This is a genomic window from Nitrospiraceae bacterium (assembly GCA_019637075.1).
Classification (GTDB): Bacteria; Nitrospirota; Nitrospiria; order Nitrospirales; family Nitrospiraceae; genus JAHBWI01.
This window is the reverse complement of sequence record JAHBWI010000007.1, coordinates 1-12,619: the sequence shown is the minus strand read 5'-3', so window position 1 is coordinate 12,619 and position 12,619 is coordinate 1. Positions and strand designations below refer to the sequence as shown.

The window sequence follows — 12,619 nt, the reverse complement described above, 5'->3', positions numbered from 1 at the left end:
CACTCGGGATGGAGATTATCGCGCGGTGCTGCACTGCGACATGACGGACACTTTGCGCAGGAGATCGAGCTCGTCCAAAATCTTGCCGACACCCAGCACCACGGAGGTCAACGGATCGTCCACCGTGATGATCGGCAGATTCGTTTCCTCCCGGAATCGGGTATCCATCCCCTTCAACAAAGAGCCACCGCCAGTGAGTACGATCCCGCGATCGATGATGTCTCCGGCCAACTCGGGAGGCGTGTTCTCCAGCGCCACCTTGATGGCATTCACGATCGTTCCAATGGGTTCCTGCAGCGCTTCTCTGACTTCCGCATCATCGACGACCAACGTACGCGGGATCCCGGAAATCAGATCGCGCCCTTTGATCATCATGGTTTTCCGCTCTTCGAACGGATAGGCCGATCCGATCTCGAACTTGATCCGCTCGGCCATATGTTCCCCGATGAGCAGATTGTACTTCTTCTTGATGTAATTCATGATGGCGTCGTCCATCCGGTCACCCGCCACCTTCACCGACTCGCTGTAGACGATGCCGCCGAGCGAAATCACGGCGATGTCCGTGGTACCGCCCCCGATGTCCACCACCATGTTTCCTGAGGGCTCGGTGATGGGCAACCCTGCGCCGATCGCGGCCGCCACCGGTTCTTCGATCAAATAGACTTCGCGCGCGCCGGCCAACTCGGCCGAATCACGCACCGCCCGCTGCTCGACCTGGGTAATCCGCGACGGCACCCCAATAATGATGCGGGGCCGCACGAAGGCGGTGCGATTGTGCGCTTTCTGAATGAAGTGACTGAGCATCGCCTCGGCTTTTTCGAAATCGGCGATGACACCTTCTTTCATGGGGCGAACGGCCACAATATTGCCCGGCGTTCGACCCAACATTCGCTTCGCGTCGGCGCCCACGGCCATCACCCGTTCGGTCTTCTTTTCGACCGCCACGACGGAGGGTTCGTTTAAGACGATCCCCTTCCCATGGACGTAGACGAGCGTAGTCGCCGTCCCCAAATCGATCGCCAGGTCGTTCGAGAACCACCCGAACATGTCACTCATGAAACTCACGGTACCTCTCCCTTCACCTGGGACGTATAATCAGCGATCGCATCAACGGTTCAATCAGGTACTTCCAGTTGCCCGGTGTCCAGCACTTGGGTTCTGGCGATTTCATCACCCAGGCGGCGACCCTGTTCATTCCCGATCACAAGCAGCGCCTCGAGCGAGAGAATGGCCAACCACCCGATCCACCCGACGTAGGGAATTTCGAATGCCAACTGGGCAAGACCAAACGGGAGATTCCGGATAATCGATTCTTTGAAGCCTGCCGCGTCACGAGTGCGGGGAACGACGGTTTGAAGTCCGATCAGTCGTTTTCCCAAACTCCGACCGCCTGCGAACCCATCGGCTACCAATATATAGGCAAGTCCGGCAAGGAATCCGACCGGCGGGACCACCCGGTCCGCCGCGGCAACAATCAGCAGATCGATCACCTTGGCGATGAATCGGTTCAGGATCTGGGCTTTCGGATAGACGCCCAGTTCGAACGGGCTTTCCCCAGTAACCTCCTCTGCCAATTCAGATCTCCCCGATCGATTCACACTATAACAAATCTCCCCTGTCTGCACAAACAAAGTCGCAATCCCGGCACACAACGGTATCCACCGCGTCCCTCTTGCGTTTTCTGCGATCGCCTGAGTAAAATCCCGCGAGAAAACTCGTCATGGAAGGTCATCGATGATCAAACTGCTTCGCGAAGCCGCGCACGATTATCCCTGGTTTCTGAAATCCATCATGGGGCTCCTTGCCCTCGCCTTCATTATCACGATGGGATGGTGGGGATTCGGACAACAAACCGGAACCAGCGTCGCTTCAGTGGGTGACCAACAAATTCCTCAGGATGAATTCCGTCGCGCCTACGAGAATACGTATCGATTCTACAAAGACAAGGGGCAGACGGACATCAAGGACGAATTTCTCAAGCAGTTCGTGCTCGAGCAGCTGATCGAGAATCGCATGTGGCTGCTTACGGCAAACGAGATGGGGCTGACGGTATCCGACGAGGATCTGCGCAATGCGATCACGCAACGTACCGAGTTTCAGCGCAACGGCCAGTTCGATCCAGATCTGTACCGACGCCTGCTGTCCGCCAATCACTTGACGCCGGCACTGTTCGAAGCGATGGAAACAAAGGACATCCTCACGAACAAAGCCAGACTGGTCATCATGGATGCGGTGGCGTTGACGCCCTCTGAATTCTCCGAAGCCCAGGCACTCGTGACTCGCCAAGCCGAAACCGATCCCGCCAAGGCCGAAGCAGCCAAGGAGCGGATCTTCCAGAGCTTCCTCTTTCAGAAACAGCAGCGAGCCCTGATGGCGTACGCCGAGTCGATGAAGACCAAGGTACCCATCAAGATCCACAAAGAACTCATGTAGCCCTCGGCCACCCCTCGCCGATCAACATCGCATCGCCATAGCTGTAGAATCGATACCGTTGCGTCACGGCTTCCCGGTACGCCTCGCGCAATCGTTCGATACCGACCAGCGCGGAAACGAGCATGAGCAGTGTCGTGCGCGGAAGGTGAAAGTTGGTGAGCAGCGCATCCACCACTCGAAACGGGAAACCCGGCGAGATAAACAACTCAGTGGGACCGTCGAAAGGCTGCAGCCGCCCGGTCGCGTATGCCGCCGACTCCAGCGCCCGCACCACCGTCGTGCCCACCGCCATCACGCGACCACCGCATGCCTTGGTTCGTTCGATCGCTTCGATCGTCTGAGCCGAGACCTCGACCCGCTCCGCACCCATGCGATGTTCCGTAATCCGTTCGACGATGACGGGACGAAACGTGCCGGGCCCAACGTGTAGGGTGACGTTCATCACTCCCACGCCCGAGGCAGCCAATCGTTGCATGAGTTCGTCGGTAAAATGCAGGCCCGCGGTCGGCGCCGCAATCGCACCTTCCCGACGCGCGAAAATCGTTTGATACCAGGTCAGATCCTCCTGGGTCGGAAGCCGTTTGATGTAGGGTGGCAGCGGCATCGTCCCGGCGCTGTGCATCAGGTCGCTTACGCCGGCCGGTCCCGTCACCCGGAGCGTGGTCCGATCCTGACTCCGCTCCAAGATCTCGCCCTGCACGCCTGACGAAAACTCAAGGACCGCTCCCGGGCGCAGACGGCCTTTGATCAAAATCGACCACACCCCATCGCCGAGATCTTCGACAAACAGCAATTCGGTGGCCTTTCCCGTCGAAGCAACCCGAACCGGCACACGCGCCTGCATCACCTTAGTATCGTTGACGATAACCAAATCTCCCGCCCGCAACAGCTGCGGCAAATCGGCTACGCGGAGGTGTTGATGCAAACCGCTCGCACGATCCAGCGCGAGCAGCCGCGCCTGGTCGCGGGGAAGCACCGGCTGATCGGCCACCAAGGTCGGATCGAAGGGAAAATCGAAATCGCTAAGGAGCATGGGGTGCAGGAAGGGTTGGGGCAGACAGGGGAACAACGGCGGCATTTTGCAATTCGGTACCGGGATAGTAGTAGCGAAGAATGCTGGCATAGGAATAGCCGAGTTCGGCCAACTCCTTGGCGCCCCACTGGCATAGTCCCACCGCATGGCCGGCGCCGTACCCGGCAAAGGTCACTTCGGCACCAACTGATTCCACCTCGAACTGAGTGCTGGGGATGATGGTGTAGCCCACTGCCTTGCGAAGATCCTCACCACGCAATACGACCTCGCCATCGGAATGGAGAATCCGCAGCCGGGCAACACGTCCGGCCCGGCTATAGGCAATGGGAGTGAGGGTCGCAATCGTTCCCACGGCAAAACCCTGCTGCCGTAGGTTGCGCTCCAACTGTTCGATCTTCACGCTGGCCTTCCATTGATAATAGGGAGAATCCAAATCAAAGGGACACTCGACGCCTTTCAGATAGGGCAGATCTTTGTTTAGCCACACGTTGACCGCATCCTCGGTGGGCCCCGCGGCTGTCGAAGAGAACGCCGCGTAAATCGGTGCCTGCTGATGGGTGACGACGATGCCTCTGGTGGCCTCCACCGCGTCTTCCACCCGTCGATCGACCCCAGCCCGCCCCCGATAGACCTGGTCTTGTGTCGTCGCGACGACATCGTACTCGCGCGCGGCGCTTAGCATTTTGTTATAGAGCGCATACGTCCGAGCCGCCACCGCTTGCACCTTCAGCATTTCGGAATGCCACGCCGAGCTCACCTCCGCGGGCACGACGCCTTTCACATATTCTTCCAGGTCAACCTGATTGACAACGGACAGCGCTCGTCCCTTGCGCAATACCTTCACTGCACCACTCACCGGCAGCCCCTGGGGAGCCGCCGACTGGGCGCCGGCAGCAGCTCGAGTAGATCCCGACGCAGCGGCATCCTTTCCCATCAACAGCGTGAGGCCCGAGCGCAAGGGCCGAACGGTCAGTGAGTCCCCCCCCATACGCCGGCCGTTGACGTGAATACCGTCCGATCGCGACTGAATGTGCAGCGGAGCATGCACGGCGCGGCTGTCTCCGTGATCCGAGATCACGGCCAGCTCCCCCTCGGATCGGACTTCCAGCTGGTGGAGATCCTGCCCGACCAAGACACGAATGGACTCGGCGGAAGCAGGAATGGCTGCCGTCAGCACGATCAGCAGGGCCAGGACGACGCCTGCCGGAAAGGGCACGCCACACCGGATCAACGGCGAAACAGCCATGAAAGTAGGTAGAACACAACGCTCAGCAGGATGCTGAGCACCAGACTGGTTGCAATCGGCACATAAACGCTGAAATGCTCTCGGCGGATGGACATGTCACCAGGAAGTTTTCCGATCCAGTTAAAAAGCGAACCGATTCCCGGCCAACGGTCCGCCAGAATGAACAAGACTCCGACACCAGCCACAGCGAGTCCCACGAGGATCAGGAGTCTGCCCAGGCCGCTCCATTCCGCCATGTTTTATTGTATCAGACATTCCGCGATTTGAACCGCGTTGAGCGCCGCACCCTTTCGGAGATTGTCGCTCACCACCCACAAGTTGAGCCCGTTGGTGACTGACTCATCTTCTCGGACACGCCCAATGTAGACTTCGTCCTTTCCCGACACCTCAAAGGGCATGGGATACAGCTTCTTGGTCGGGTCATCGTACACGATCACGCCGGGCATGGCGGCCAAGGCAGCTCGGGCATCGTTCGGCTTGAGCGGGCGCTCCAACTCGACGTTGATGGCTTCCGAATGACACCGCAGGACCGGCACTCGCACTGTCGTCGCGGTCACACGCAGCTTCGGCGCATCCAGAATCTTCCTGGTTTCACGCACGATCTTCACTTCTTCGGAACAGTCGCCCCCTTCCCCGAATGACCCGATATGCGGGAGCAAATTGAAGGCAATTTGATACGGGTAGACCTGCACCTTCACGTCCTGAAAGGTCATGAGTGCCTTGGTCTGATCGACCAGTTCATCCATTGCAGCCGCACCGGTCCCGGAGACCGACTGAAAGGTCGTCACCACGACCCGCTTGACCCCCACCGCATCCTGCAAAGGCTTGAGCGCCATCACCAGCGGCGTCGTCGTGCAATTGGGAATCGCCACAATCCCCTTCTTCATCGCACCTAAGGCGGCGGCGTTAACTTCCGGTACCACCAACGGCACGTCGGGGTCCATACGAAAGACCGCACTATCGTCGATCACCGACACACCGGCGGCACCGAGCTTGGCCCCATAGTCCCGGCTGATGGCATCCGTTGCGGATACAAAAGCCAGATCCACTCCGGCGAAGGACGACTTCTCGGTCAGTTCCTCAACCTTGTAGCTCTTGCCCTGGCACGACAGGGACTCCCCAGCCGATCGTTTTGACGCAAACAGCCTGAGCGATTCGATCGGAAACTTCCGTTCCTCCAGAATCTCCAGGCTTTCCTTCCCCACAGCCCCCGTGGCTCCGATGATCGCCACCGTGTAGGCCTTTTTCTTTTTCAACATCGTGACTATCCTTCCGTCGCGATTCGCACAATTCGAATACGGTGATTGAATGTGTCGGCGACGACGATGCTGCCGGTGGCGTCGACGGCGACCCCGAACGGGTAGCTCAAACTCCCAGCCAACGCATCCCCACCATCGCCGGAAAATTGAGCCACCCCGTTTCCTGCCACGCGACTGATGGCCTTGGTCGCCGGATCGTACCGGCGGATCAAATGGCTGTCGGAATCGGTGATCAAGATCGCCCCGTCGACAGTTACGGCGATGCCGGCGGGCCGAGAGAGACTGGCAGAAGGAGGATCCTGGGGACCTTGATACCGATATGTTCCTCCGTCACCCACGACCGTGGAAATTTTTCCCGTTGAGAGGGCCACGGCGCGGATGCGCCCATTAAAGGTATCGGCAATGAACAGCGTGCCGCCAGGTCCCAAGGCGAGGCCACCCGGCCCGGCCACACTGGCCTGAGTCGCGGGTATCTCGTCGCCGTTGTACGCAGCGGTGCCATCCCCCGCAATGGTGCGGATGGTCCCTGAGGACAGATCGAGCGCACGGACTCGATTGTTGCCTTGATCGGCGATATACAGCGTCGTCTCGTCTACGGCCAACGCCACAGGATCGTTCAGTCCAGCCGACGCGGCTGGTCCTCCGTCGCCATGGAACCGCGGCTGCCCCGTCCCAGCAAGTGTGGAGATCTCGCCGGTGCGCGCGTCGACTTTTCGGACGCGGTGATTCATCGTATCGGCGATGTAGAGATTGCCGGCCCTGTCGACCGCAACAGCGCTCGGAAAATTCAAGCTGGCACGGGTGGCGGGGCCACCGTCGCCTTCGAAGCGGCTGAGCCCAATGCCTCCGCCGGTCACGTAACGCACCGTACCGCCAACGTCCGTGACCTGGCTATACGTCTTCGACTTGTCGGAGGAAGGTTCGGCAAACGGGTCTTCTTCTTCGCCGGGCGGTTCGGCGGCTGCCTGTCCTGCGGCGGCAAACGAAGCCCCTGGTCCGGCCGCGAGCCGTCCAGCCACTGTAGTAATCAGGCCCGTTGCCCGATCAACTCGCCGCACCACATGGTTTTCGGCATCGGCGATAAACAGGTTGCCGTCACGGTCCAGACATACGCCTTTCGGCTCGTTCAACGATGCCGAGGCGGCAGGACCGCCGTCTCCGCTGTAGTCCGGCTCTCCGATACCGACCAGCGTTTCGATTGTCGTCACGCGTGCGGTGAGTGTCATGGTCCCGTTCAGACCAGATTCCGAAGAATCGCGTCTCCCATCTCCGTTGTCCCGAGCAGTTTCATGCCCTCGGCATGGATGTCCTTCGTGCGGTAGCCGAGATCCAGCGTCTTCACGATGGCTTGCTCGATCGCGGCTGCTTCCTTGTCGAGTTGGAAGGCATAGGACAACATCATGGCGCCGGACGCAATCGTCGCAATAGGATTGGCGATGTTCTTCCCCGCAATGTCCGGAGCACTCCCGTGAATCGGCTCGAACAGGCCGACCTTTGCTCCGACGCTCGCCGACGGGAGCATGCCGATCGAACCGGTCAGCATCGCCGCCTCATCGCTCAAAATGTCTCCAAACATGTTGTTGCACAACAACACGTCGAACTGCCGTGGGTTCCGGACCAGTTGCATCGCGCAATTGTCGACGTAGATGTGACTCAACGCCACATCAGGATAATCCTTATGCACCTCGCAGACCACGCGCCGCCAGAGTTCCGAGGATTCCAGCACATTGGCCTTATCGACCGAGGTAAGCTTCTTTTTCCGCTTCCGAGCTGCGTCGAACGCCACCACCGCGATCCGCCTGATTTCCTCCGTCGTATAGACTTCGGTGTTGATGCCGCGCTCTCCGCCACCCGGCAGTTTCTCTATGCCTTTGGGCTTGCCGAAATAAATGCCGCCCGTGAGTTCACGCACGACGAGCATGTCGATCCCATCGATAACCTCCCGGCGTAAGGTGGAGGCATCGGCCAGTCCCGGATAGAGTTTCGCCGGGCGAAGATTGGCATAGAGGCCGAGCTGCTCGCGCAGACCGAGCAGAGCCCGTTCCGGGCGTAGACTATATTCCAGCCCCTCCCACTTAGGCCCGCCGACTGCTCCCAGCAACACGGCATCACTCTGTTTGGCAACCGCCAGCGTATCCTGGGGAAGGGGGACCCCGACCTTATCGATGGCCTGGCCTCCGACATCGGCCGCCGTGAACTCGAACGTATGGTGGTAGCGCTCCGCCACCGCCTTGAGAATCTTTACCGCCTCCGGCACGATTTCTCGCCCGACGCCATCACCCGCCAATACCGCGATCTTCGCTTTCACGTGATCTTCTCCTCTTCGTTATCAAAGCACCGTTTCTTGTTCCGGAGTCCAGGCGGGATCCACCAGGCAGAGAAACTCGACCGGGTCGGTTCCTTCGTTCACAAGCGACTGGTTCGCGCCGGGCGGCACGTAGACGACCGAGCCGGCCTCGACCTTCACTGATTCCTCGTTCACCTGCATCGTGCCGCACCCAGAGATGAAGTAGTACACCTCGGACGAGGTCAAGCGATGCCACAGCGACGCCTTGCCCGGATCGACGAACCCGTGCGCCAGACTGTACCCCAACTTGAGCGGCGCCTTCGACGGATGCAGCAATTCCCGCAGCCTCGTGTGATCGCCGGCCAAGAATTCCGGACACTGTCGTAGATGCGTGTGCAGCATGAGGAGACCCTTCCCTCACCGCCGGCCGATCGCCGTGATCGGAAGGGGCAGGGCCCGACCGCGGCGCTCGCCACGGTCGGGAATTGAGGAATCTACCCTGTGGATCGGGATCAAATCAAGCTGACCTTCTGCACGCCCTCAGCCTGTTTGGACGCATGGTAGGCCAGCTTATTCAATGCATTCAGATAGGCCTTGGCCGAAGCGGTAATGATGTCGGTATCGGCCCCGTGTCCGGTCACGGTTCGGCCATCTTCCTCGACCCGCACTGAGACCTCGCCCTGGGCATCGGTTCCGCCGGTGATGGCGTTGACCCCGAACATCAGCAGTTTGCTCTTGGTATGGGTCATCGCGGCGATCGTTCGGTAGACGGCATCGACCGGTCCATCCCCCGTGCCGGTGTGCGTCACGGTCTTGCCGTCGATCTCCAACTCTACCGTGGCCTTCGGCGTCTTGTTGGTTCCGCTTTCGACCTGAAACGATTTCAAGACGACACGCTCCGACATCTTGGCCACTTCTTCGGACACGATGACTTCGAGATCTTCTTCGTAGATCTCCTTTTTATGGTCCGCCAACTTCTTGAACCGCTCGAACGCGTGATTGATCTCCTCCTCCGACAACTTGTAACCGAGTTCCTCCAAACGTTGCCGGAAGGCATGGCGACCGGAGAGTTTGCCCATGACCAACTTGTTCTGTTCGAGACCGATCGATTCGGGCCGCATGATCTCGTAGGTGGTCTTGTCCTTCAGCAACCCATCCTGGTGGATGCCCGAGGTATGGGCGAACGCATTGGCTCCGACAATCGCCTTGTTCGGCTGAACGACCATCCCGGTAATCTTGCTCACGAGACGGCTCGTCTTGGAAATTTCCTCGGTATTGACCTTGGTATCGGCCTGGTAGAGGTCCTTGCGCGTTCGCAATCCCATCACCACTTCTTCTAATGATGTATTTCCCGCGCGCTCTCCGATCCCGTTGATCGTACATTCCACCTGCCCAGCCCCCTCGATCACGGCAGCCAGACTGTTCGCCACGGCCAACCCCAAATCATTGTGGCAATGGACGGAAATGATCGCCTGCCTGCTGTTCGGGACCCGCTCCCGGATACCGCGGATTAATTTACCGAACTCCTGCGGAATTGTGTAACCGACCGTGTCCGGAATGTTGACGGTCCCAGCCCCCGCCGCAATGACCGCCTCGATGACCTCATAGAGGTAGGTCGGATCCGACCGGCTGGCATCCATCGGCGAGAACTCGACGTCGTCGACGTACGTACGAGCCAGCTGCACCATCTCTACCGCCCGCTTCTTGGCCTCGTCCCGCGTCATGCGAAACTGATGCTTCAGATGGATGTCCGACGTCGACAGGAACGTATGGATCCTGACCCTCGGCGCGCCTTTCAACGCTTCGTAGGCCCTCGTGATGTCCTCCGGTCGCGCACGGGCCAAACTGCAGACAGTCGGCCCATCCACCTCATGCGCGATCCGCCGTACAGCCTCGAAATCGCCGGGCGAGCTGTATGCAAACCCAGCCTCGATGATATCGACCCCCAGGCGAGCCAGTTGCTTGGCGACCATGAGTTTCTCTTCGACGTTCATACTGGCCCCCGGCGATTGCTCGCCATCGCGCAACGTCGTATCGAAAATTCTGATCATCCTCGTCATGGTCCCACCCTCCTCTGTTCCGCAGATTGCTCAATCCGGGTTCCCAACGAAGCCGCAGGTGTAGAAAACAACGTTGGAAACCGGTTTCGACAATCTGCCAATAAAAAAGCCCTCGCCCCACGGACAGGGACGAAGGCTTCCAGCTCTTCGTGGTACCACCCTGATTCGGCAACGGGAATCATATTCCCGCCGCCCTTCATTCAATCCGTCACGTGGATGACTCGGGACCGACTACCACCCTTTTGGGGTTCGTGGGTCCGGCTCAGAGGCGAGTTCGGCGATTGACCGACCGGCTTGCACCATCCGCCGGCTCTCTCACTACGGTCAGCGTCGCCTACTACTCCTCATCACAGCCCGCACACTACTCTTTCGACTCCAACACCGGCGTCTCTGACCTGGTCAGCTGTTTGGCGGAAGGCTTTGCAACCATCCCCCACAAACGAGAGACAGGGCCTGATACCGCGTATCCGGCGAACATGACAAATACCATAACCTGAGGCCAGGCAACAATCAACATCAATGCCAGAATGCCCCACACCAGGTAGGTAAAGTGCTCGCCTCGACGGAACTTCATGTCTTTGAAGCTGCGATACTTGATGGTGCTGACCATCAGAAACGCCAGGCAGAGCGTCATCACCAGAATCAGGATCGGCTTTACCTCCGATCCCATCTGCGTAATGTGCAGATCGAAGATGACCAGCGACGCAATCACGCCCGCGGCAGCCGGAATCGCCAAGCCCGTGAAATATTTACTGTCTGAATTCGCCACTGTGGCATTGAACCGCGCCAGCCGCACGGCTCCCATTGCCACATAGGTGAACATCACCGCCACTCCGAACATCCCCTGCCCGCTGAGAGCAAACGAGTAAATCAGCAGACCAGGCGCGACGCCGAACGACACCACGTCGGAGAGGGAATCATATTCGATGCCGAACTGCCCGGTGCTATTGGTCAGGCGGGCCAGTTTCCCGTCCAGCATGTCGAAAATCATGCCGACCAAAATGGCGATCGCCGCAGCCAAATGTTGGCCGTTGAATACCGAGAGGATGGCAAAGACCCCGCAGAACAGGTTCCCCGTCGTGCAGAGATTCGGAATCAGGTACATCGCCTGCCGCTTCCGATTCCCCTTGGCGAAGGCACCCCGAATCGGCGCTGGTTTCATTGGAGTTCCCCCACAATGGTTTCTCCGCCCTTAACCCGGTCCCCAACCGCCACACGGACTTTCGTCCCGAGCGGCAAAAACGTATCCATTCGAGACCCGAAGCGAATCAGACCATACCGTTCCCCACGCTCGACACGATCCCCTTGGCCGACCCAGCTGATGATCCTGCGGGCAATCAATCCAGCCACCTGCACGCACAACACCTTCGTGCCGGACGGCGTCTTGAGCATGACCGCATTCTGCTCGTTTCGAAGCGTCGCTTCCGGCTTGCTCGCCACGAGGAATTGCCCCGGCTGATACACGACCCCTTCGACCGTTCCCTCGCAAGGAATTCGATTGATGTGCACGTCAAAGACGTTCAGGAAGATCGTGAGCCTGATGCTCTTTTCCTTCAGATATCGAGGCTCGAACTCCTCCTCGATCGCGATGACCTTGCCGTCGCCCGGCGCCACGACCGCATTGGGATCCTGGGGAATCGTTCTGGATGGGTTTCGGAAAAACCATGCTGTAAACAGCGTGAACCCGCCGAACAAGAGAGTGGGAACGGTCCAGTCGACCAACGCAGCAGCCGCCGTGGCCGCTCCAAGCCCACCGACGAATGGAAACCCCTCTTTTGCAATGGGCACCCCGACGGCACGATCAGCCATGGTCCTCCAGCCGTATCACTGTATGCTACCACGCCGGGCGCAAAGGCATTAGTTTTTATTCTTGTCGACCAACTGGTCCTTTTTGAGCCAGGGCATCATGCCGCGCAGCCGCCCCCCGACCTCTTCGATCGGATGGCCTTCGCCTTTTTTCAGCAACGCGTTGTACACCGGGCGGTTGGCCTGATTTTCAAGCACCCATTCCTTGGCAAATTGGCCGCTTTGGATCTCGCCCAAGATTCTCTTCATTTCCTGCTTCGTCTGCTCCGTCACGACGCGCGGTCCGCGCGTGATATCGCCATACTTGGCCGTAGTGCTGATGGAGTAGCGCATGTTCGCGATGCCGCCCTCGTAGATCAGGTCGACGATCAGCTTGACCTCGTGCAGGCACTCGAAATACGCCATCTCGGGCGCATAACCCGCCTCGACAAGGGTCTCGAAACCGGCCTGGATGAGTGCCGTCATGCCACCACAGAGCACGGTCTGCTCGCCGAA

The 12,619-nt window shown here is 59.2% G+C and carries 14 protein-coding genes and 1 other annotated feature; of the genes, 1 reads left to right on the top strand and 13 read right to left on the bottom strand.

Features of this window, described 5'->3' with window-relative positions:
* Positions 1-15: 15 nt before the first annotated feature.
* A complete protein-coding gene (locus tag KF814_16400; protein ID MBX3237727.1) occupies positions 16-1,047 on the bottom strand; it encodes a rod shape-determining protein in 1,032 nt (343 codons plus the stop codon).
* Positions 1,048-1,115: 68 nt separating this feature from the next.
* Entirely contained in the window at positions 1,116-1,574 is a 459-nt protein-coding gene (locus KF814_16395) for an RDD family protein (protein MBX3237726.1), read from the bottom strand.
* 160 nt (positions 1,575-1,734) lie between these two features.
* Here KF814_16395 and KF814_16390 point away from each other — a divergent pair, with 160 nt between their 5' ends.
* Positions 1,735-2,433 carry a SurA N-terminal domain-containing protein gene (locus KF814_16390; protein ID MBX3237725.1) on the top strand — a complete coding sequence of 233 codons (699 nt, stop codon included), beginning with the start codon at positions 1,735-1,737 and terminating at the stop codon, positions 2,431-2,433.
* Here the strand turns inward: KF814_16390 and queA are convergent.
* The 11 genes from queA to KF814_16335 form a co-directional block, all read right to left on the bottom strand.
* A complete protein-coding gene (gene queA / locus KF814_16385) occupies positions 2,426-3,511 on the bottom strand; it encodes a tRNA preQ1(34) S-adenosylmethionine ribosyltransferase-isomerase QueA (GenBank protein ID MBX3237724.1) in 1,086 nt (361 codons plus the stop codon). The two genes, KF814_16390 and queA, sit on opposite strands and share 8 nt — an antisense overlap.
* Positions 3,456-4,682, bottom strand: a complete 1,227-nt coding sequence (locus KF814_16380) for a SpoIID/LytB domain-containing protein (protein MBX3237723.1) — start codon at positions 4,680-4,682, stop codon at positions 3,456-3,458. Before KF814_16380 ends, queA begins: the two co-directional genes overlap by 56 nt.
* Positions 4,683-4,693: 11 nt before the next feature.
* The gene (locus KF814_16375) at positions 4,694-4,948 is read right to left on the bottom strand and encodes a DUF2905 domain-containing protein (protein MBX3237722.1); all 255 of its coding nucleotides are present in this window, start codon (positions 4,946-4,948) and stop codon (positions 4,694-4,696) included.
* Between the two features lie 3 nt (positions 4,949-4,951).
* A complete protein-coding gene (locus KF814_16370; GenBank protein MBX3237721.1) occupies positions 4,952-5,971 on the bottom strand; it encodes an aspartate-semialdehyde dehydrogenase in 1,020 nt (339 codons plus the stop codon).
* 5 nt (positions 5,972-5,976) lie between these two features.
* Positions 5,977-7,197 carry a hypothetical protein gene (locus tag KF814_16365; protein MBX3237720.1) on the bottom strand — a complete coding sequence of 407 codons (1,221 nt, stop codon included), beginning with the start codon at positions 7,195-7,197 and terminating at the stop codon, positions 5,977-5,979.
* Positions 7,198-7,205: 8 nt separating this feature from the next.
* Positions 7,206-8,279, bottom strand: a complete 1,074-nt coding sequence (gene leuB, locus KF814_16360; GenBank protein ID MBX3237719.1) for a 3-isopropylmalate dehydrogenase — start codon at positions 8,277-8,279, stop codon at positions 7,206-7,208.
* Positions 8,280-8,300: 21 nt separating this feature from the next.
* On the bottom strand, positions 8,301-8,660 hold the full coding sequence (locus KF814_16355; GenBank protein ID MBX3237718.1) for a cupin domain-containing protein: 360 nt from the start codon (positions 8,658-8,660) through the stop codon (positions 8,301-8,303).
* 110 nt (positions 8,661-8,770) lie between these two features.
* A complete protein-coding gene (locus KF814_16350; protein MBX3237717.1) occupies positions 8,771-10,318 on the bottom strand; it encodes a 2-isopropylmalate synthase in 1,548 nt (515 codons plus the stop codon).
* A 122-nt stretch (positions 10,319-10,440) separates the two neighbouring features.
* Positions 10,441-10,678, bottom strand: a binding site (T-box leader).
* Between the two features lies 1 nt (position 10,679).
* Positions 10,680-11,480, bottom strand: a complete 801-nt coding sequence (gene pssA / locus KF814_16345) for a CDP-diacylglycerol--serine O-phosphatidyltransferase (protein ID MBX3237716.1) — start codon at positions 11,478-11,480, stop codon at positions 10,680-10,682.
* Entirely contained in the window at positions 11,477-12,127 is a 651-nt protein-coding gene (locus KF814_16340; GenBank protein MBX3237715.1) for a phosphatidylserine decarboxylase family protein, read from the bottom strand. Before KF814_16340 ends, pssA begins: the two co-directional genes overlap by 4 nt.
* A 48-nt stretch (positions 12,128-12,175) precedes the next feature.
* Positions 12,176-12,619 (bottom strand): ketol-acid reductoisomerase (locus KF814_16335; protein ID MBX3237714.1); only part of this gene is annotated, 444 nt, incomplete at its 5' end.